Source organism: Paracoccus methylarcula, assembly GCF_003007735.2.
Classification (GTDB): Bacteria; Pseudomonadota; Alphaproteobacteria; order Rhodobacterales; family Rhodobacteraceae; genus Paracoccus; species Paracoccus methylarcula.
Genome location: NZ_PXNQ02000001.1, coordinates 337,950 through 359,265, shown reverse-complemented (window position 1 = coordinate 359,265; position 21,316 = coordinate 337,950). Strand labels below are relative to the sequence as shown.

17 protein-coding genes and 2 pseudogenes are annotated in these 21,316 nt (G+C 64.6%); 14 read left to right on the top strand and 5 right to left on the bottom strand.

The window, feature by feature from the left end:
- Positions 1–12: 12 nt before the first annotated feature.
- Positions 13–1,392, bottom strand: a complete 1,380-nt coding sequence (locus A7A09_RS01620) for an FAD-binding oxidoreductase (RefSeq protein WP_106689687.1) — start codon at positions 1,390–1,392, stop codon at positions 13–15.
- 142 nt (positions 1,393–1,534) lie between these two features.
- Between A7A09_RS01620 and A7A09_RS01615 the strand changes: the two genes are divergently transcribed.
- The 3 genes from A7A09_RS01615 to A7A09_RS01605 all read left to right on the top strand — a co-directional run bounded on the left by A7A09_RS01615 (position 1,535) and on the right by A7A09_RS01605 (position 5,023).
- Positions 1,535–2,428, top strand: a complete 894-nt coding sequence (locus tag A7A09_RS01615) for a glycosyltransferase (RefSeq protein WP_245999073.1) — start codon at positions 1,535–1,537, stop codon at positions 2,426–2,428.
- Positions 2,428–3,252, top strand: coding sequence for an NAD-dependent epimerase/dehydratase family protein (locus A7A09_RS01610; protein WP_106689685.1), 825 nt, complete (start codon positions 2,428–2,430; stop codon positions 3,250–3,252). The genes A7A09_RS01615 and A7A09_RS01610 overlap by 1 nt, the downstream gene beginning before the upstream one ends.
- A gap of 136 nt (positions 3,253–3,388) precedes the next feature.
- Positions 3,389–5,023 (top strand): chloride channel protein, encoded by a 1,635-nt coding sequence (locus A7A09_RS01605; RefSeq protein WP_245999072.1) that lies wholly within the window; start codon positions 3,389–3,391, stop codon positions 5,021–5,023.
- Positions 5,024–5,070: 47 nt separating this feature from the next.
- On the opposite strand, the gene A7A09_RS01600 is transcribed toward A7A09_RS01605, so the two are convergent.
- Positions 5,071–6,498, bottom strand: a complete 1,428-nt coding sequence (locus A7A09_RS01600) for an alkaline phosphatase D family protein (RefSeq protein ID WP_245999071.1) — start codon at positions 6,496–6,498, stop codon at positions 5,071–5,073.
- 256 nt (positions 6,499–6,754) lie between these two features.
- On the opposite strand from A7A09_RS01600, the gene A7A09_RS01595 reads away from it, so the two are divergent.
- From A7A09_RS01595 to A7A09_RS01575, 6 genes and pseudogenes are all read left to right on the top strand, one after another.
- The gene (locus A7A09_RS01595; protein ID WP_281277324.1) at positions 6,755–8,551 is read left to right on the top strand and encodes a TonB-dependent siderophore receptor; all 1,797 of its coding nucleotides are present in this window, start codon (positions 6,755–6,757) and stop codon (positions 8,549–8,551) included.
- Positions 8,548–8,847 carry a TonB-dependent receptor domain-containing protein gene (locus A7A09_RS21745; RefSeq protein ID WP_281277323.1) on the top strand — a complete coding sequence of 100 codons (300 nt, stop codon included), beginning with the start codon at positions 8,548–8,550 and terminating at the stop codon, positions 8,845–8,847. Before A7A09_RS01595 ends, A7A09_RS21745 begins: the two co-directional genes overlap by 4 nt.
- A complete protein-coding gene (locus tag A7A09_RS01590; protein WP_106689683.1) occupies positions 8,841–9,749 on the top strand; it encodes an ABC transporter substrate-binding protein in 909 nt (302 codons plus the stop codon). The genes A7A09_RS21745 and A7A09_RS01590 overlap by 7 nt, the downstream gene beginning before the upstream one ends.
- Positions 9,746–11,721, top strand: a pseudogene (gene fhuB, locus A7A09_RS01585) (Fe(3+)-hydroxamate ABC transporter permease FhuB). Before A7A09_RS01590 ends, fhuB begins: the two are co-directional and overlap by 4 nt.
- A complete protein-coding gene (locus A7A09_RS01580) occupies positions 11,685–12,491 on the top strand; it encodes an ABC transporter ATP-binding protein (RefSeq protein ID WP_436277767.1) in 807 nt (268 codons plus the stop codon). Before fhuB ends, A7A09_RS01580 begins: the two are co-directional and overlap by 37 nt.
- Positions 12,492–12,501: 10 nt before the next feature.
- Positions 12,502–14,201: pseudogene (locus A7A09_RS01575) on the top strand (ABC transporter ATP-binding protein).
- Positions 14,202–14,277: 76 nt separating this feature from the next.
- Here the strand turns inward: A7A09_RS01575 and A7A09_RS01570 are convergent.
- The 3 genes from A7A09_RS01570 to A7A09_RS01560 form a co-directional block, all read right to left on the bottom strand.
- A complete protein-coding gene (locus A7A09_RS01570) occupies positions 14,278–15,252 on the bottom strand; it encodes a siderophore-interacting protein (protein ID WP_106689681.1) in 975 nt (324 codons plus the stop codon).
- A 94-nt stretch (positions 15,253–15,346) separates the two neighbouring features.
- A complete protein-coding gene (locus A7A09_RS01565) occupies positions 15,347–16,117 on the bottom strand; it encodes an SDR family oxidoreductase (protein WP_106689679.1) in 771 nt (256 codons plus the stop codon).
- A 2-nt stretch (positions 16,118–16,119) separates the two neighbouring features.
- Positions 16,120–17,319, bottom strand: a complete 1,200-nt coding sequence (locus tag A7A09_RS01560; protein WP_106689677.1) for a mandelate racemase/muconate lactonizing enzyme family protein — start codon at positions 17,317–17,319, stop codon at positions 16,120–16,122.
- 98 nt (positions 17,320–17,417) lie between these two features.
- On the opposite strand from A7A09_RS01560, the gene A7A09_RS01555 reads away from it, so the two are divergent.
- From A7A09_RS01555 to A7A09_RS01540, 5 genes are all read left to right on the top strand, one after another.
- Positions 17,418–18,074 (top strand): GntR family transcriptional regulator, encoded by a 657-nt coding sequence (locus A7A09_RS01555; RefSeq protein WP_170166989.1) that lies wholly within the window; start codon positions 17,418–17,420, stop codon positions 18,072–18,074.
- Positions 18,071–18,211, top strand: coding sequence for a hypothetical protein (locus tag A7A09_RS20705; protein ID WP_170166988.1), 141 nt, complete (start codon positions 18,071–18,073; stop codon positions 18,209–18,211). Before A7A09_RS01555 ends, A7A09_RS20705 begins: the two co-directional genes overlap by 4 nt.
- An 86-nt stretch (positions 18,212–18,297) precedes the next feature.
- Complete coding sequence (locus tag A7A09_RS01550) at positions 18,298–19,308, top strand: TRAP transporter substrate-binding protein (RefSeq protein ID WP_106689673.1); 1,011 nt, start codon at positions 18,298–18,300, stop codon at positions 19,306–19,308.
- 120 nt (positions 19,309–19,428) lie between these two features.
- Positions 19,429–19,938 (top strand): TRAP transporter small permease subunit, encoded by a 510-nt coding sequence (locus tag A7A09_RS01545; RefSeq protein ID WP_245999105.1) that lies wholly within the window; start codon positions 19,429–19,431, stop codon positions 19,936–19,938.
- Between the two features lie 8 nt (positions 19,939–19,946).
- A complete protein-coding gene (locus A7A09_RS01540) occupies positions 19,947–21,263 on the top strand; it encodes a TRAP transporter large permease (RefSeq protein WP_106690024.1) in 1,317 nt (438 codons plus the stop codon).
- Positions 21,264–21,316 lie beyond the last annotated feature (53 nt).

Below are 21,316 nucleotides of genomic sequence, written 5' to 3'. Positions count from 1 at the left end.
GTCACGAAAGCGTCAGTTGCGGTCCGGGACCAGTTTTCCGGGGTTCAGGATATTGCCGGGGTCCAGAGCGGCCTTGATCGCTCCCATCACCTGCCAGCCTTCGCCATGTTCCGCCGCCATGAGCGGGCGCTTGCCGATGCCGATGCCATGTTCGCCGGTGATCGTGCCCCCGACTGCCAATGCGCGCTCGGCCATGCGGGTGGCGATGCGCTTGGCCGCCGTGATCTCGGCCTCGTTGCCCGGCTCGACCAGCAGTTGCGAATGGAAATTGCCGTCCCCGACATGGCCGACGATCGGCCCGATCAGCCCGGCTTCGCGGATATCCTCGGCGGCGGCGGCCACCGCTGCGGGCAGATGCGACATCGGCACGCAGACATCGGTGACGACACCGGTCGCGCCGGGGCGCAGGATAAGGCAGGCGTGATAGGCTCCGTGCCGCATACGCCACAACCGGGTGCGGTCCTCGGGAGAGGTAGCCCAATCAAAGCCCTGGGCTCCGAACTCGCGCGCCAGTTCGCCGAACCGTTCGGCGTCCTCGCGCACGGCAGAGGGCGAGCCGTGGAATTCCACCATCAGATGCGGGGTCTCGGGCAGGGTCGTGCCGGCATAAAGATTGAAGGCCCGGGCGGCGACGGCATCGACGAACTCGATCCGCGCCATCGGGATTCCCGACTGGATCGTTGCGTTGACGCATTCGACCGCGTGTTCCAGGCTGTCGAAGGCGCAGACCGCCGCCGCCACATCCTCGGGCTGACCATGCAGGCGCAGGGTCAGTTCGGTGATGATGCCGAGGGTGCCTTCCGAGCCCACGAACAGCCCGGTCAGGTCGTATCCGGCGCTGGTTTTCGCCGCCCGCGTGCCGGTGCGGATGATGCGCCCGTCCGCAAGCACCACCTGCAACCCCAGGACATTGTCCCGCATGGTGCCATAGCGCACTGCGGCGGTGCCGCTGGCACGCGTCGCGGCCATGCCGCCAAGACTGGCATTGGCGCCGGGATCGACGGGGAAGAACAGGCCGGTCGCCCGCAACTCGGTATTCAGCGCCTCGCGGGTGACGCCGGGCTGGACGCTGGCCTGCATGTCCTCGGCCCGGATATCGGTGACCTTGTCCATCCGGGTCAGGTCGATGGTCACACCGCCCCGCGTCGCCAGCGCATGACCCTCCAGCGAGGTTCCGGTGCCCCATGGGATAACCGGCACGCCCGCATCCGCGCAGGCCCGGACGATTTCGGACACCTCCTCGGCGCTCTCGGGCCAGACGACCGCATCGGGAGGCGGCGCGCGGTGAAAGCTCGCCGATTCCGCGTGGTGATCGCGATCGGCAGCGCCCTGCGACAGGCGCGGGCCCAAAAGCTTTTCCAGCTGCTGAACGAGATCGGGTGGCAATGTCATCGGCAATCCTCCGCTTGTCGCCGGGAGGTTAGCCGCATCATCAAACTTGGCAAACCCCCATATCTTCTGTCATTTACTGGTCACGGAATTGCCATAGCATGGCGCTCGCATTTGCAGGATCGAAGGCAGGACGCAGTTCTATATGGATACCACCCGCATTTCTTCTTTTCGCCCGACCCGGTCGCAGGATGCAAGCCGGGCATTGCCCGAGGGCCTTGTCGCCGAGACGGCCCGGCAGTCCGATCATGCCTATGTGACATTGGTCAGCAATCCCGACTACCTGCCCGGGGCCGAGGCCTTGCTGCGATCCCTGAGACTGACCGGGACAAGGGCCGACCTGGTGGTGATGCATCGGGGCCTTTCCCCGGCGCATCTGGCACGGCTGCGGGGGCATGGCGCGCGGCTGATCGCCGCCGAATTGCTGCCGACATCCGGTGCTTTCGACGCCACGCATGCCCGCGACGCCTTGCACAAGCGCGCCGCCTTCACCCGTGGCGGAAAACCCGATTTTCACACCCCGCTGGACAATTTCGTCAAGCTGCGCCTGTGGCAGCTCGATTACGAGCGCTGCGTCTTCATCGACGCCGATGCCGTGGTCCTGCGCCCGGTCGACAAGCTGTTCGAACTGCCGGAGTTCTGCGCCGCGCCCAATGTCTATGACGGGCTGGACGGGTTCCACAGGATGAATTCCGGCGTATTCACCGCCCGTCCCGATATCCGCACCTATCGCGACATGCTGGCGCGGCTGGACCAGCCGGGAGTCTTCTGGCGCAGGACCGACCAGACCTTCCTGCAGGATTACTTCCCCGACTGGCACGGGCTGTCGATCCATCACAACATGCTGCAATATGTCTGGTTCAACATGCCCGAATTGTGGAGCTGGGACGATATCCGCATCCTCCATTTCCAATATGAGAAACCTTGGCAGGATCACGACAAGCTGCATTTGCTGCGCCCCCTGATCGAGCTTTGGCGCGCCATCGCCTCCGGCAAGCCGGTCCCGGATCTCTCCGCCCAGGCCCGTCCCGCCGCGTGATGCGGATCGCCCTGACCGGTGCGGGCGGGATCGTCGGCGGCTTCGCATTGCGGGCCGCGCGGTCTGCCGGACATGAGGTCACGGTCCTTGATCGCCGCGGCGGCTACATGCTTGGCCATGCCCCCGACCTGTCGGGGCATGACGCGTTGATCCATTGCGCCTTCGCCCATCGACCCGGCCGCTATCGCGGCGGCGAAGGAGACGATCCCGAAACTTTCCGCCGGGCGAATCTGGACGGCACGATCCGGCTGTTCGATGCCGCGGCGGGTTCCGGTGTGGGGCGCATCCTGTTTCTCTCATCCCGCGCCGTTCACGACGGCCATCCCCCGGATATCGAACTGACCGAGGATTTGCCCACCCGCCCGGCAAATCTCTATGGCGAGGTCAAGGCCAGGGCCGAAGAGCATCTGCGCAGCCTTGGCCTGCATGGCACCTCGATCCGGGCCACCGGCATCTATGGCCCCGGGCCCGCGCATAAATGGCGCGACCTGTTTGCGGATTACCTCGCCGGCAGGACAATCACCCCGCGTGTCGGAACCGAGCTGCATGGCGGTGATCTTGCCGATGCGATGCTGCTTTTGCTGGGGCAGAAGGCGCCGCCGTCCAGCGTGAATGCCAGCGACCTGGTGCTTGACCGGCATGACCTGCTGGCAGAGGTCCGGCGCGTGACCGGCAGCACCTCGCCCCTGCCTCCGCGCGCGGATACCGCGACGCTGCGGGTCCTGAAATGCGACCGGCTCACGGCGATGGGCTGGCGGCCCGGGGGATTTGAGAAACTACATAAAACTATACCCGAAATGCTCGACCGGGCATGGGATTTGTGATCCGCTGGAACTATCGGAAAATTACTGTGAAAGCGGAATGAGTGATATGCCCCCTGTAAGTGGTGACAACTTGCATAGATGGTTTGCATCAGGCTGGCAGGGCCTTCACGGTCATTGCTGCCGGGCGGTTCGTATCATGCGCGACAATGGGCCAAGCCAGATACAGTTCTGGCTGCTGGCGCTGCTGATCGGTATCGCGGCTGGCTTTGCTGCCCTGGGATTTCGCCTGAGTATCAGCGCGTTGGAGCATCTCGTCTACGGTGCCGACGACCTGACCCTGGCCACCATGGCCGAGCGGCTTCCCTGGTACTGGGTGCTGATCGTGCCAGTGACCGGCGGGTTGATCGTGGGGCTGATCCTGGATCGCTTCACCCCCGACGGACGCGTCCGCGCCGTGGCCGATGTCATCGAAGGCGCGGCGCTGGAAGGCGGGCGGGTCGAAACGCGCGAGGGGCTGGCATCGGCGGCGGCCTCGCTGATCACCCTCGGAACGGGCGGCAGTTCCGGCCGCGAGGGACCGGTGGTGCATCTGGCCGGGGTGATTTCGACCGCCATCGCCGGGCGTATCAAGGCCAGCCCGATGACCGGCCGCGACCTGCTGGGCTGCGCCGTCGCGGGCGCGGTCGCCGCCAGCTTCAACGCTCCCATCGCCGGTGCACTTTTCGCGCATGAGGTGGTGCTGCGCCATTTCGCCCTGCACGCATTCGCGCCCATCGCCATCTCTGCCGTGGCGGGAACCGTGATCAACCGCCTGCAATTCGGCGGGCTGACCGAATTCGATCTGCAGCAGGAAATCGGCCTCGCATTCTATGTCGAATTGCCCGCCTTCATGCTGCTGGGCCTCGTCTCGGCACTGGTGGCGGCGGCGATGATGAAGGCGATCTTCCGGGCCGAGAAGATCGGTGACCGGGTCATGGGCCGGATCGGCTGGCCGCGCTGGTCGCGCCCGGCCATCGCCGGATTGCTGCTCGGGCTGATCGCCATCCCCTTCCCGCATATCATCGGCGTCGGCTACGAGACCACGGCGGCGGCGCTGGCAGGCCAGATCGGGTTCGCCGCCGCGATCATCTTTGCCGTGGTCAAGGCCATCGCCGTGGCGATCACCTTTGGCGGGCGGATGGGTGGCGGCATATTCTCACCCGCGCTGGTCATGGGATCGCTGACCGGGCTGGCCTTCGGCATCGTCGCGACGGCGGTGCTGCCCGATGTCTCGGGCTCGGTCAATCTCTATGCTTTCGCGGGCATGGGCGCTGTCGGAGCGGCGATCCTGGGTGCACCGATCTCGACTGCCCTGATCGTATTCGAAATGACCGGGGACTGGCAAACCGGCATTGCGGTGATGACCGCCATATCGCTCAGTTCCGCCCTCGCGTCACGGCTGGTGCATCGCTCGTTCTTCCTGACGCAGCTTGAAAACCGCCATGTCCATGTCGCCGAGGGGCCGCAGGTATGGCTGCCGCATAAGATGCGCATAACCGCCATCATTCGCCCGATGGATGCCGAGAACACCCCATCGCCCGACCTGACCCGCAACCTGCTGGCCGCCGGCCAGGCACTGACCGAAGGGACCAGGTTCGACCAGGCGCTGCGTGAATTCGACCGGACCGGAGCGGCCTTCCTGCCGGTGATCCGCCCTCCGGAACCTTCGGAGACCGGGGAAGCGGCAAGCGATCTTCCGGGTCCCGAGATCATCGGCGTCGTGTATCATATCGACGCCCTGCGCGCACTGAACCAGGCATTGGCCGAAACCGCCGCCGAGGAACATAGCTAGACTGCGCTGCCCCGGCCCTTGCAACGCGCAACAGGTCACGGGTTGGATCAGTCCGATATCGGCAATGGCGGCGTCGGGCCGCTTTCTTCCAGGTGCCAGACGGCTTGCCAGGCCCCGCCTTGCCGCTCCAGCACCAGGAAATTCCGTTCGGCGACATAGCGCTGCCTTTGCCCCGGCAGCGGCAGGATGCGAATCTGACGATCCGGCAACGGCCCCTCGCCCAACCCGGCCAGCCAGCCCAAGCCCTTCGCATAGCCCTTGGGCGGAGCACGGTGCGAGATGCCCGAGGCCACCAGCTGGTGGATATGCTCTTCCCCCACGCCCATTTCGGCCCGTGTCGCCAGGTGAATCTCGCCCGAGATCACCGTGAGCGGACCGGCCTGGCGCAGTTTCAGCACCTCGCGCAGCATCTCGCGCCATTCGGCGCGATGGGCGCGGCTCTGCCACTGGTCGCGCAGATCGTCCTCGTAATGCTGCATGCGGGGGATCGCCATCATCAGCATCTCGACCAGCGAGAGGCGGGGACCGAGCAACGGCACGCTGGAGACCAGCATGACCTGCCCCTCGACCGGCCGGACCTGGCGCAGACCGTGCCATCCCGCCTCTCCCATGACCCGGTGGCGCGTACGTTCCGAGCGCAGATCCGGCGCGATGATCGTCAGGCCCGGCAAGCTTCGCCACCAGCCCAGGCTGGCGCCCTGCTGATCCATGAAGAGATCGGGGATATCCGCCTCGGTCGCGGCATGCTGGAACAGCAGATACATTTCACGCGCGGATTGGAACAAGGCCCGCCCCACGGCGGAATTGGTCCGGTTATCCTTGAGCGATCCCCAGCCATCGCAGATATCGTGATCGTCCCAGACCGACAGGCTGGGAACCGAGGCCGCCAGCCCGGCATATTCCGCCGCTCCCATCACCTCGAGATAGCGGCGCACAAAGCGCTCACGCAGGTAATGGCGCAATTCCTCGATTTCCGACGCAGAAGCATCGCGCGGGACCCTGTCGGGCCAGTCATCGCTCAACGGATGGCCCCTTGTGACCTCATCGGCATAGATCTGGTCACCCCCCTGCAGCATCAAGGCAAAGGGCGCCGCCTCATGCTGGGCGGCAAGGCGCGCCCACATGGCGTTGCGTTCTGCACCATCACGTTCCAGATCGCCCTCTTCCTCGCCATTGCAGGAAACGAACGCGATCCGCATATCGCCGGTCACATCGGTATTGACGGGGTGGAAACGGCCCTCGAACTCATAACCGTCGTCATCGGGGCCAAGCTGGAAATCGTAGCGCCAGACCGAGATCCCGGCCGGTTCGGCCAGCAGGGTGGCTTCGAACACTGTGTTCCCGGCCCGCAATCCGCCCGGAGCCTCCATGCCATGAGGACGAATGACCAAGGCGGCCAGCCGCGTGATTCCGTCGGCATGGCTGCGGAAATACAATGCGGGACCCAGTGATCCCTCTGGATTGGCGATTGTCACGTCTCTGTCTTCCCTATCCCGCTCCGGCGACAGATAGGCGGGATGGCCGCGATGTCGAGACCAGGCATGCCGAGATAACCTATCCTTGATCCGGCCCAGGGATCGCGATCCTGCCGGACCGATCGTTGTGATTCGGTCACAATCAGTGAATATCCCGGGCCGCGAACCGGAAAACTTGGCTGATCGATTTGACATTCCTTAGTGTTTTAGTCGATTTGTCGGCATATCAGTTCCTCTTCCTTCAGGCAGGTCCCGTATGTCTCCCAGCTTCCGTATCCTCCGCCTTGCCGGCGTCAGCAGTATCGCCCTTGCCACGGCAGCACTGGCGCAGGACGATCAGAATGTCATCGTCCTGGACCCGATCGTCCTGACGGCAACCACCGATACGGCCGCCGCGTCCGAGGGTTATGTCGCCAGCTACGGGCAGATTGCAACGAAGTCCGACACGCCGCTGGCGGAAACCCAGCAAAGCGTTTCGGTCGTGACCAACCAGCAGATCAGGGATCAGGGGGCCGAGAACCTGGGGCAGGCCCTGTCATACACCTCGGGTGTGCTGGGCCAACCCTTCGGCGAAGACCCTCGCTTCAACAACCCCACCTTCCGGGGCTTTTCGGCCGAGAGCGCGCAATATGTGAACGGGCTTCGGCAGTTCCGTTATTTCGGGGCGCTGTCATATGAAACCTATGGCATGCAGCAGGTCGAGGTTCTGCGTGGTCCATCCTCGTCCCTGTATGGCGCCGGCTCCCCCGCCGGGATCATCAACCAGGTGCAGAAACGTGCGCAATCGACCGATTTCGGAGAAGTCGGTATCGGCTATGACAGCAATCAGAGCGCGCAGCTGTTTTTTGACGTCAACCGCACCGTCACGGAGGATCTGTCCTGGCGCCTGACCGGCATTACCCGCGACGACAGCACCCAGATCGAGGATCTGACCAACAAGCGGGGTTATCTCGCCGGTGCAGCCCGCTGGAATCCCGGCGATGGGACCACGATCGACTTCCTCGCATCCTACACGAATGATTCACCCATTTCGCCAACGGGTGTACCAGTCGCACTGGCGCAGAACCCCGATGTAGATCACGACTATCTGCGCGAGCTTTATACCGGCCAGAAGAACTGGGATGACAGCGACCGCACGATGTGGAACCTCGGCGTTGAGGTCAGTCATGAGCTGGACAATGGCTGGACGCTCAGCCAGGGCTTCCGCTACGAAAAACTGGACTGGGAATACAAGGGCACCTATGCCGGAAGCATGGTCGAGGGTAACCCCGACGCCTTTACCCGCGGCTCGAGCCACCAGATCGAGGAAAGCGACGCCATCAGCCTTGATACCCGCCTGTCCGGCGAGGTGGTGACGGGCCAGGCCACCCACCAGATCCTGGTCGGCGTGGACGTGCTGAAATATGAAGCCGACGAGAGCAGCCATTTCGGCTCCGCCTCTGATCTGAACTGGCGCGATCCGGACTATTACGGCACGGCTCCGGTCTTCACCGGAGAACCGAGCGCCGGAAGCATCACCTTCAAACAGGTCGGGCTGTATGTGCAGGACGAGATTGCCTATAACAACTGGCGCGGGTCATTTGGCCTTCGCTATGATTGGGTCGAACAGGCCGGCAGCCAATACGGCAATCCCGCCGAGTTCAAGGATAACGAACTGACCGGCCGCGCCGGACTGTCCTATGTCCTTGCGAATGGCGTGATGCCCTATGTCAGCTATGCGACATCCTATGATCCTGAAACCGGGCTCGATCTCGACGGCAACATGCTGAAGCCCACCGAAGGCAGGCAGTGGGAAATCGGCGTCAAGTATCAGCCAACCGTATTTGACGGCCTGATCACGGCCTCGGTCTATGATCTGCGCCAGACCAACGTGAAATACGCCATCCCGAAGACCACCCCAACCCGCTATCAACAGATCGGCGAGGTGAAATCCCGTGGCTTCGAGCTGGAAGCCACAGCCGAGATCGCAGATGGCTGGGACCTGCGCGCCGGCTATGCCTATAACAAGACCGAACAGGTTGCCAAAGGCGAAGCCACTCATGGCAATGCATGATAAACGCCCCCCGGCATCTGGCCAGCATCTGGCTCGACCGCGATTTCGGCAACGGCTGGCGTGTCGGCGGGGGTGTGCGCTATATCGGCTCGCGTTTCACCGACACCGCGAATACGATTGAACTGGACAGCGTCACACTGGTCGATCTCGCGGCAAGCTATACCCGCGGCAATATCGAGACTTCGCTGAATGTCAGCAACCTCACCGACGAGACCTATGTGGCAAGCTGCGGCTTCTCCTACTGCTCTTATGGCGAGGGCCGCACCGTGTCGGCCAAGGTCAGCTACAAGTGGTAACAGGCCGGGCCGTGTCCCTGCGGCCTGATCGTCGCGCCTTCCTGACCGCCGCCGGCATGATGCTGGCGGCGGGCCTGCCTTTGCGGGCGGCGTCAGTGCGCCCCCGGCTGGCCGCAATCGATTGGGCGATGCTGGAAACCGCCATCGCCATCGGGCATATGCCGGTTGCGGCCTGTGAACTGATCCGCTTCCGCGCCGATGCGGTCGAGCCGGTGGTCCCCGATGATGTCGTCGATCTGGGCCTGCGCGGGGCGCCGAATTACGAACTGCTGCAACTCACCCGCCCCGACCTGATCCTGAGTTCGCCCTATTACACCCATTACGAAGGGCGGCTGAAGGCGCTGGCCCCGGTCCTGTCGCTGCCCTTCTATACGCCCGGCGAAGCTCCCTTGCCCAAGACCTTGGCCGCGCTGGATGCGCTCGCCGAAGTGGTGGACGATCCGCAGGCAGGCAAGCAGGCCCGGAGCGATGCCGAAGCCACGCTCGACCGGCACGCGAAGGAGCTGGCCGGGTTCGCCGACCGGCCCGTCTGCCTGGTCAATATCGGCGATGCCCGGCATCTGCGCGCCTTCGGTTTCGACAGCCTGTTCGGCAGCACCTTGAACCGGCTTGGCCTGCGCAATGCCTGGAGCGGGGAAACCAAGTTCAGCTTCATGGCCCCGGTGCCCATCGAGCGGCTGGCAACAATGCCCGAGGCGCGGCTGGTCATCATCGGAGAAATCCCCGCCGAGGCGCAGCGGGGGCTGTCGCGCAGCGTCTTGTGGCGGGCCCTGCCGCCGGTCAGGCAGGGACGGCTTTACAGGCTGCCCGATATGAATGCCTTTGGCGGGATTCCATCGGCGCTACGCTTTGCCCGGCTGCTGGAGCAGGCATTTCGCGACGGACCGGCAACCGACATATGAGCCGCGGCATCCGCATATGGCTGCCGCTTGCGGCATTCCTGGCATTCGGCCTGTGGTGGCTGGCGGCCATCAGGCTGTTGCCCTTGGCGGAATGGCCCGCCCTGCCCTTCCGGCCCGGCGGGATGAGCCTTCAGCAGATCCTGCTGGCGTTCGGCCTGATGCCGCGCGGAATGATCGCGCTGCTGGCCGGGGCTGCGCTCGGGTTGTCGGGGGCAATCCTGCAGGCGGTGCTGCGTAACCCGGTGGCAGATCCCACCACGCTTGGCATCTCGTCCGGGGCACAATTGGCGTTGGTGCTGGCAACGATCATCGCCCCCGATTTGCTGGAGGTCGGGCGCTGGCCCGTCGCCATGACCGGGGCGGGGCTGGCCGCCGGACTGGTCCTGCTGATCGGAGCGCAGCGGGCCTTTGCCCCCGTCACCATGGTCATCGCCGGGATGCTCGTCGGCATGACCGCCAGCGCCATCGCAACCGCCGTCACGCTTGCCCAAGGGCAATACCTGCTGTCGCTGGTGATCTGGAACGGCGGCGCATTGGTCCAGCAGGACTGGTCGGGCGTGCAATCGCTGGCACTGGTTCTTGTGCTTGGCGGTCTTGGCGCGGCGCTGCTGGCACGCCCCCTGCGTGTGCTGTCGCTCGGGGCAGAGGGGGCTGCGGGGCTGGGATGAATGTCGCGCTGGTGCGGCTGGCGGCGGCGGCGCTTGCGGTGTGGATCGCGGCCTGCGTCTCGGCCGAGTTGGGGCTGATCGCCTTCGTAGGCCTCGCCGCCCCGGCACTGGTGCGGACGATGGGGGCACGCGGGATCGGGCCGCTGCTTGCCCTGTCGCCGCTGGTCGGCGCGTTGATCCTGTCGGTCTGCGACGGGCTGGTTCTGACCGTGGCTGGTACGACCGGAGAGATGTTCCCGACCGGCGCCCTGACCGGTCTGATCGGCGGACCGCTGCTGATCTGGCTGCTGCCACGCCTGCGCGGCTCCACACCGCCGGGAACAGAGCGCGCCGAAGGCCCCGCCCCGCGCCTTGCCCGCCCTCGTCGGATCCTGCTCGGGTTGGGGATGCTGCTGATCGCAGCCGCGCTGGTGCTGGTCTGGATCGGGCGCGTGCCGGATGGATGGGCGGTGCTGGACTGGTCCAGCTTCAACGCCTTCCTGCCGCTGCGCCTGCCGCGTCTGATCGCCGCAGCCTCGGCCGGGGCGGCACTGGCGCTGGCAGGGGCGTTGCTGCAACGGCTGACGGCAAACCCGCTCGCCTCGCCCGAGGTGCTGGGCGTGTCCGGAGGCGCATCTCTGGGCTATGCCGCCGTCACATTCGCGCTGGCCGCCCCGACGGCGGCGGCGCTCAGCACCGGTGCGATGACCGGCGCAGCATTGTCGCTTGCGCTGGTCGCCGCTTTCGTCAGCCATCGCGACATGCCCGCCGAGCGGGTATTGCTGGCCGGAATCGCGGTCTCGGCCCTGGCATCGTCGGTGTTGCTGGCGATCATGGCAACGGGCAGTCCGCAGGCATGGATGATCCTCGGCTGGCTGAGCGGCTCTTCCTCGGCCATCGGCATGGGCGGAGCATTGCCGCTGCTGGCACTGGCCCTGTCGGTCTGGATCATGGCGATGGCATCGCGGCGCTGGCTGGCGACCCTGCCCCTGGGGGCGGAGACCGCAGGCGGTCTTGGCCTGCCCCTGCGCCTTGCGCGATTGTCGCTGATCGGGCTGGCTGGTATCGCCACGGGCGCGGCGACGATGCTGGTCGGCCCGCTCAGCTTCGTCGGGCTGATGGCCCCGCATCTGGCCCGCCGGATCGGGCTGGCCCGCGCCACGGATCACGTCACCGGCGCGGCGCTGATCGGCGCGATCCTGATGCTGGCCGCCGATTTCGGCGCCCGGATGGCCGGATTTCCCTATGAATTGCCGCTTGGCCTGTTCGCGTCCCTGATCGGGGCGCCATGGCTGATCTGGCTGATGACGAGGTCGAGAACATGACCCATACGCTGTTCGGGATCGAGAACCTGTCCGTTGAGGTCCCCACTCGCCGCCTTCTGGACGGTATAACCCTGCAACTGCCCGCCGGGCAGATGGTCGCGCTGATCGGGCATAACGGCTCGGGCAAATCGACGCTACTCAAGGTGCTGGCCCGGCAAATTCCAGCCTTGGGCCGCGTCACCTTCGAGAACCGCAGACTCGAAGACTGGGCCTCCCGCGATTACGCGCGGCGGCTCGCCTTCCTGCCGCAGACCACCCCGCCCGCCGAAGGCATGACCGTGCGGGAACTGGTCGCGCTTGGCCGTTATCCATGGCATGGCGCGCTTGGCCGCTTCGGCCCCGCCGATCATGCCGCCGTCGAAAGGGCGCTTAACGAATGCGGCGTGGCGGATTTCGCCGACCGGCTGGTGGACACCCTGTCCGGGGGCGAGCGGCAACGCGCGTGGCTCGCCATGATGATCGCGCAAGAGGCCGGAACCCTGCTGCTGGACGAACCCATCTCGGCGCTCGACATCGCCCACCAGGTCGAGGTGCTGGCGCTGGTCCGCCGCATGTGCCACGCCCAGAGCCGCAGCGCGGTGATCGTGCTGCACGAGGTCAACATGGCCGCACGCTTCTGCGATCATATCGTTGCGCTCAAGGGCGGCCGACTGGCGATGCAGGGCAGCCCCTCGGACCTGATGCGGCCCGAGGCATTGCAGGCCATCTACGGCTTGCCTATGCAGGTGCTGACCCGGCCCGACGGCCAGCCCGTCGCGATCCCCGCCTGAAAGAAACCGGATGCTGCGCAAGTTCTTTGCCTATTATCGCCCATGGCTCGGCCTGTTCTGGCTGGATTTCGGCTGCGCGGTCCTGTCGGGCCTGTTCGAACTTGCCTTCCCGCTGGCAATTACCGGCTTCATCGACGTGCTCCTGCCGCGCGGCGATTGGACGCTGACGCTGGCCGCGGCGGCGGGGTTGCTGCTGCTCTACGCGATCAATGCCGGTTTGCTGACCGTGGTGATCTATTGGGGCCACAAGCTGGGCATCAATATCGAGACCGAGATGCGCGCCCGCGCCTTCGACCACCTGACCCGCCTGTCATGGCGCTGGTATGACCGCGCCCGGACCGGCAAGCTGGTCGCCCGCGTCACCCGCGATCTCGAAGAGATCGGCGAGGTCGCCCATCACGGTCCCGAGGACGCCTTCATCGCGATCATGACCTTTGTCGGCGCCTTCCTGCTGATGTTCTGGATCCATCCGCAACTGGCGCTGGTCATGGCCCTGATCGTGCCCGCGATGCTGGCGCTGGTGATCGTCTGTGGCGGTCGCATGACCCGGACATGGCGAGCGATCTATTCCCGTGTCGGCGATTTCAACGTCCGCCTGGAAGAGGCGCTCGGCGGCGTCCGGGTGGTGCAGGCATTCGGCAACGAGGCCCATGAAAACCATCTTTTCGCGGGCGACAATGCCCGTTACCGACAGGCCAAGCTGGATGCCTATCGCGTCATGGCCGCCTCGTCGGCGCTGCAATATATCGGGCTGCGGCTGGTGCAGGTCGTGGTGATGGTGCTGGGGGCGGGGTTCGTGCTGTCGGGCGATCTCAGCACCGGCGGCTTCGTGGGCTTCCTGCTGCTGGTCGGGGTATTCTACCGCCCGTTGGAAAAGATCGCCGCCGTGATCGAGACCTATCCCCGTGGCATCGCAGGCTTTCGCCGCTACCAGGAATTGCTGGCGACCGAGCCCGAAATCGCCGATGCGCCGGATGCGGTCGAAGCGCCCGCGCTGAAAGGCGACATCCGCTTCGACAAGATCGGTTTTGCCTATGACGAAGGCGCCCGATCCTGCAAGACATCGACCTCACGATCCGCGCCGGTGAAACCATCGCCTTCGTCGGCCCGTCGGGCGCGGGCAAGACGACATTGCTGGCGCTGTTGCCCCGCTTCTACGACCCGACCGAGGGGCGGATCTCCATCGACGGTCTCGAATTGCCGCAAATGCGACTGACAGGATTGCGCCGCCAGATCGGGCTGGTCAGCCAGGACGTGTTCCTCTTTGGCGGCACGCTGCGCGAGAATATCGCCTATGGCCGCCTGAACGCCTCGGAACAGGAAATCCGCGACGCCGCCCGGCAGGCGCTACTGACCTCGCTTATCGAGACCCTGCCCGAGGGGTTGGAGACCATCGTCGGTGAACGTGGCGTAATGCTCTCCGGAGGCCAGAAACAGCGTGTCGCCATCGCCCGCGCCTTCCTGAAGAACCCGCCGATCCTGATCCTGGACGAGGCGACCAGCGCATTGGACAGCCAGACCGAGCGCGAAATCCAGTCCGCGCTGGACGCACTGGCAGTCGGACGCACGACGCTGATCATCGCCCATCGCCTCGGCACGATCCGCAATGCCGACCGTATCGTGGTCATGAAGAAAGGCCGCATCGCCGAGATCGGCACACATGCCGAACTGATCGCGCAAGGCGGCATCTATGCCGCGCTGGCGGCCTGAAGGCATGCATTTTCTTCTTCACGAAAATATCCCGGGGGAATCCGGCATAGCCGGATGGGGGCAGCGCCCCTCCGCCTCAGCCCCAGTAAGCGGCTGACATGAAATCCTTCTTCGCCACACCAAGCGACAACAGATGCTTACGCGCGGCACGGACCTGTTCCGCGGGACCGGCGAACCAGACGAAATCGCCCTCTCCCGGTTCCGGCAAACCGGACAGCGCCGCCAGCAGGTCATCCGTCCTTCCAACGCGGGCATCACCAGCCAACGCCCCCATGTCCTCGGGCTGAACGCAAAGGGTCGCCCGCACCTGTCCCCGGGCAAGGTCCAGCATCCGGGCGATCGCGGGCAAGGCGGTCTCGTCGCCGAACAGCCACAGGCGATCGGCTTCGGGGCACCAGCCGCCGCCGGGACCGAGAATGCCGACCTCCTGGCCGACCGGATTCGACATGGCCCAATCGCAGGTCGGGCTGTTCTCGTGCCGGAAGATATCGAAATCGAGCCAGTTCCCGGATTGCGCGGCAACCGTATAGACCGGGCGATGCAGCGCATCCTCGCCTTCGGGCCATGCGGTGCGCCCGGTCTCCGCGATCCGGGGCCAGACGGGGACACGGCCCTCCGGAGGCAACAGAAGGCGGAAATGCAGGCTTCTTTCACCGAATCTCGGCGCATCGGCACCCGACAGCCGCACGCGGATGAAACCGGGCGTCAGCGGAGTGACGGCCTCGACCCGCATCAGCGACAGGCCGGGGGCAAGTGCGCCGACATCGAGCTGATCCCATTTCGCGCTCAGCCCAACCTCGGCGAACAACTCGGTCGCGCTGTCGCGCAGGATGCCGATGAGCCGCGCCTCGGGGCCGCTCAGATCGATCCGAAGGCTGTCCGCTTCGATCTTCAGCCGCAACTCGCAATCCCAAACGAACATGCTGAGCTGTTCGGGCGTCTCGACCAGCGGCACATCCCATGCCGCCGCCCGCGCCTTGAGCGCCGCCACGGCCGCGCCCGAGGCCTGTGGTATGATCCCGGTGCTACGGTGATGTCTGATATGGGACACGCTGCCTCTCCGCCTCTCCTGCCCGATGGGCGTTTCGCGGGTGACGCTATATCAAACTGTTTTTATCGGCAATACGCCATTGCCAGCGGCGCGCCTACAAGACCGAGATCATCCCGCCATCGACGAAGATCAACTGGCCATTGACATAATTCGAGGCATCCGAGGCCAGGTAGATCGCGGTGCCGACCAACTCGTCGGGGCGTCCCCAACGTCCCGCCGGGGTGCGCCCCTTGACCCATGCGTCGAATTCCGGGTTCGAGACCAGCGCCTCGTTCATGTCAGTCAGCATGTAGCCCGGCCCGATGGCATTGGCCTGGATGCCATGCGCGCCCCATTCGGCGGCCATGCCCTTGGTCAGCATCTTGATCCCGCCCTTGGCCACCGTATAGGGCGTGACCGTTGCCCGTGCCAGATCGCTGGTCAGCGAGCCGATATTGATGATCTTGCCCCGCTTGCGCGGAATCATCCGCCGCGCCGCCTCGCGCCCAAGCAGGAAGGCGCTGGTCAGGTTGGTGTCGATGACACGCTGCCAATCGGCGAGGCTCAGTTCGACCATCGGCTGGCGATGCTGGATGCCCGCGTTGTTCACCAGGATATCGACCTCGACCCCGTCGGCATCCAGCTCGTGGAAAGCCGCCTCGACCGCAGCCTCGTCGGTGACATCGAATGATGCGGCACGGGCGCTCAGCCCCGCATCGCGCAATTCCTGCGCCGCCGCCTCGGTCGCCTGCGGGTCGCGGCCATTGACGATCAGGGCCGCCCCCGCCTGCCCCATACCCTCGGCAATGGCGCGGCCCAACCCACGGGTCGAGCCGGTGATCAGCGCCGTGCGCCCGGTAAGGTCGAAAAGCCTGGTTGCGGTCATGATCAAAGCTCCGTCTTGCGGGTGGTCAGGTCGCTGCGCTCGAACACGGCAGACAGCAGGTCGGTGCCGAGGCCCGGCCCCTCCATCGGCAGGGCATGGCCGTCGCGGATCACCGGCATCTCGGTGACAAGCTCGCGATACCAGCCGTCATAGAAGGCCCGGACGCTTTCCTGGATCAGCGTGTTGGGCTGGCTGAACGAGGCATGGATGGCGGCGACGAACCCGACCGGGCCCGTGCAGTCATGCGGCGCGAAGGGGCGGTGATAGGTATCGGCCAGCGCGGCGATCTTGCGCCCTTCGGTCAACCCGCCGGTCCAGCACAGATCGACCATGGCGATATGGGTGGCGCCGCGGTCCAGCATGTCCTTGTAGGGAAAGCGCGAACCCAGGGTTTCGCTGGCACAGACCCAGACATCGGTTGAATCCGCGTATTCCGCCAATGCCTGCGGAGAGTTCATGCGGATCGGGTCCTCGAACCAGAAGGGGTTGTAAGGCTCCAGCGCGCGGGCGATCTGCTTGGCGGCGGGCAGGTTCCACAGCGAATGGAACTCTACCATGATATCCATCTTGTCGCCGACGCGTTTGCGGATCTTCTCGAAGGGGTCCAGCGCGGTTCGCATCTGCTCGGCGGTGATATACATGCCGCGATTTTCCTGCGCGGGCGGATCGAAGGGCCAGATCTTCATCGCCGTGATGCCGCTTTCCAGCAGGTTCTCGGCCAACGCGCCGGCATCGGTCATGAAGGCGTTCAGGTCTTCATACGGCCCCTCGGCATCGCCGATATTCCAGGTGTCGACCGGGCGGATATTGTTGCTGCGCACATAGCCGTAACCCGCACAGGTATTGTAGATCCGTAGCTTGTCGCAATTCAGTCCACCCAGCAGGTTATGGACCGGCTGATTGCATATCTTGCCGAACAGATCCCATAGTGCGATATCGATGGCAGATGCGGCACGGTATTCCACCCCGGTCGAGCTTTGCGCCATGGGCAGGTCGGTCATCGCCCGGTTCAACGCCTCGATCCGGGTGGGATCGCGCCCCAGCAGCCTTCCGGCCAGCGTGTTGTGGATATGCGCCTCGACGGCCTCGGCGCCGTAGAAGGTCTCGCCCAGTCCGATGCTGCCATCGTCGCTGTGCAACCGGACCCACAGGACATTCGAGAACTCTTCTGTCCGCAGCGTTTCTATCGCGGTGATCTTCATTTGTCTGCTCCTCCGGGCATGGTGCGGCAATGTTGCGAATCGCGTTGACTTTTACGATATGTCGTGAAATATCAGAAAACATCAATAAGGGGGAGCAGATGGCGCCGCAAGCCGAAACATCGGACAAGCCTGACGGGATTGCGAGTTCCGCAACCGGGCGGACCGATTCTGCGGTGATGCCGCCGGCGGGCGATCTGACCAGCGCCGCCTATGAGCGGATCGAGGAATTGTTCATCTCGATGAAGCTCGCTCCCGGCGCTACATTGCGCACACAGGATCTGCAGGGCATGACCGGGCTGGGGCGCACCCCCGTGCATCAGGCCGTGCGCCGCCTTGCCGCAGAGACGCTGCTGGACGTCCAGCCCCGCAACGGGTTGCGCATCGCCCCCATCGATCTGGAGCGCGAACGGCGGCTGACCGATCTGCGCCGCGACATGGACCGTTTCGTCTTCACCACCGCCATCGCGGGGATGGAGGGAAACGAGCGCGCCCGGCTGTCCCATATCATGCGGCGCCTGGAAACAGAGCGCCCGGCGATCACGCTCGATCAGTTCAACGTGCTCGACAAGGCTTTCGACATGCTGATGATCCAGGCGTCGGGCGAACGCTTCCTTGAACGCTGCCTGCGCCCGCTCAAGGCATTGGGACGCGCGCCGGCTACCTGGATATCAGCCATGTCAGCGGCCAGCAGGGGCTGGACGAGACTGTCGGCCATCACCTGGCCATCATGCAGGCGGTATTGGAGTGCGATGTGATCCGCGCCCGGGCCATGTCGGACGACCTGGTGGAATTCGGCCTCGTCATGCTTACACGGCTTGAAAGGAATATCGATCCGGCTTTGCTGGATATCAGCTTCGGCCTCGAAGGAGGTGAAGGAGGACGGGCGATATAGCCCGCAACCGGCATGAGAACCGTCGATGATTGACGCGACATGCCTTGAACCAATCGGACAATCTGACTGCTTTAGGGAGGACCCAGATGAAACTGATCCAAACGGCCGTGACGGCCATGTTCCTGATGACCGGCGCTGCCGGAGCGCAGGAATACAGCTTCAAGTTCCAGTCATCCGACCCCGCCGGGAACCCGAATTTCGAGTTCCAGCAAGGCTGGGCCGATCTGGTCGCCGAAAAATCGGAAGGCGCGATCAAGATCGAGCTTCTGCCGGTCGGCTCGGTCGTCGAATATAACGAAACGCTGGACGCGGTCGCCGCCGGCATCCTGGACGGACAGATCTGCGACAGCTCCTACTGGGCGGGCAAGGATCCGGCTTTCGGGCTGATCTCGAACCCGGTCGGTGCCTGGTCGGATCCCGAACAGATGATCGATTTCGTCGAGAATGGCGGCGGCAAGGAGCTGATGCAGGAATTGCTGGGCAGTTATGGTCTGCATTTCATCGGCGTTTCCACTCCGGGGCTGGAGGCCTTCGTGTCGCGCGTTCCGCTGGACGGGGTAGACGACCTGAAGGGCGTCAAGATGCGCTCGCCCGAGGGACCGATCGCGAATGTCTTCGCCGCTGCGGGTGCCTCGCCGGTCAACCTGCCGTCATCCGAGGTCTATACCTCGCTGGACAAGGGCGTGGTCGATGCCGCCGATTACTCGGTGTTGTCCGTGAACCAGCAGCAGGGCCTGAACGAGGTCGCACCGCATCCGGTCTATCCGGGCTTCCATTCGCTGCCACTGGTGGAAGTGTCGATGAACCAGGCGAAATGGGACGCGCTGCCCGATGACATGAAGGCGCTGCTCGAGGAAACCGTGAAGGAATTCCAGCAGACGCAGATCAAGGGCAATCGCGAGGCCGACGAGGCCGCGCTGGCCGAGGCCGAGGCGGATCCGAACATCACCGTCCACAACTGGTCCGAGGACGAGCGCGCCAAGTTCCGCAAGCTGGGCGTGGCCGAGTGGGAAAAGACCGCCAGCCAATCGCCGATGGCACAGAAGGTCTTCGACACTCTGACCGCCTACATGCAGGAAAAGGGCATGCTGAACTAAGGCTGCCAGGGCTGCCCCGCCCGCGTGGGGCAGCCGCATTTTCAGGGAGATCACCGCATGACCGAGGATCAACGCGAGGGCGAGATCGACCTCGCCGCCATAACCGAGGGCACAAGCCACATGGCCCCGGAGGCCGGGCTGATGGGACGCCTCGTGGACCGTGCCGCCTATATTTTCGCCGCCGGGATCGTCATCGCCGCCGCCATCCTGCTGATGGAGGTGTTCCTGCGCTACATCCTGAACCGCCCGACCATCTGGGCGCATGAGACGACGGTGTTCCTGTGCGGGCTGGCCTTTACCTTTGGCGGTCTCTACTGCACCAGCCGCAACAGCCATATCCGGGTCGTGCTGCTATATGACTGGCTGCCCGGAGGCGTGCGGCGCGTGTTCAACGTGATCATATCGATCGTCAGTGCCATCGCCTCGGCTTTCTTTGCCTATGCGGCCTGGCACATGGTGACGCGTGCGGTATTCGCACCCTCGGGCGGAATCCGGCTGGAGACCACCGGCAGCGCCTGGAGCCCACCCACCCCCGCGCTGATCAAGATATTCGTCTTCGTCATCATGATCCTGCTGGTTCTGCAGTTCCTGATACTTGCCGTGAACTATGCCCGCCGGGCGAAAGGATAACGCCGATGATGGATCTTGGCTTCAATCTGCAAGCGCTCGGGATCGAATGGGGCACGGCGCTGATGTTCGGCATGCTGATCGTGCTGCTGCTGACCGGCATGCCGCTGGCCTTCGTGACACTTCTGGTCGCGCTGATATTCGCGCTTGGCTGGTTCGGACCGATGTCGATCCCGCTGATCACCAGCCGCGTCTATTCCTTCGTGATGAATTTCGTCTTCGTCTCGGTGCCGATGTTCGTACTGATGGCGGCGATCCTCGACCGATCCGGCATCGCCCGCGACCTCTTCGACGCGATGAAGCTGTTCGCAGGGCGGGTGCGGGGCAGCGTGGCGATCCAGACGGTGTTCGTCTCGGTCATCCTTGCCGCCATGTCCGGCATCATCGGCGGAGAAATCGTGCTGCTCGGCCTGCTGGCACTGCCGCAAATGCTGCGGCTCGGCTATGACCGCAACCTCGCCATCGGTGTGGTCTGCGCGGGCGGTTCCCTTGGCACCATGATCCCACCGTCGATCGTGCTGATCATCTACGGCCTGACCGCCAATGTCTCGATCGGGGATCTGTTCACGGCCTCGTTCCTGCCCGGCTTCATGCTGGCGATGTTCTATTGTGCCTATATCCTTGCCCGCGCCTATCTGACTCCCGGCGCGGTGCCCGATATCGACCCCACCCCGGTCCCGCGCGAAGAAAAGCTGCGGTTGCTGAAAGGCCTGGCGCTGCCGATCCTGGTCGTCTTCATGGTGCTGGGCTCGATTTATGGCGGCATCGCTTCGGTAACCGAGGCCTCGGCCATCGGCGTGGGCGGGGTGCTGCTATCCACGGTGCTGCGAGGTGAGTTCTCTTACAAGCTGCTGCGGGATGCGGCGATGCAAACGCTGGCGACGGTGGGCATGATCGTCTGGATCGGGATCGGCGCGACCGCGATCGTCGGCGTCTACAACCTGATGGGCGGGGTCGATTTCGTCTCGGCCATGATCACGGGCATCTCGGACAACCCGACGGTGATCGTGCTGGTGATGATGGCGATCCTGTTCTTCCTCGGCGCCTTCCTGGACTGGGTCGGTATCGCATTGCTGACGATGCCGATCTTCGTGCCGATCATCACCGAACTGGGTATGGACCCGGTCTGGTTCGGGGTGCTGTTCTGCATGAACATGCAGGTCAGTTTCCTGTCTCCGCCTTTCGGTCCCGCCGCATTCTACCTCAAATCGGTGGCACCGCCCGATATCTCGCTTGGCGTCATCTTCCGTTCCCTGTTGCCCTTCATCGCGCTGCAAATACTGGCGGTGGGATTGCTGATCGCTTTCCCCGGCATTACCGGACGCTGATCCTTCCCGCCGCCTTTCCGGCGGCGGGCAATCATGAACCAAGGCAGGACCAC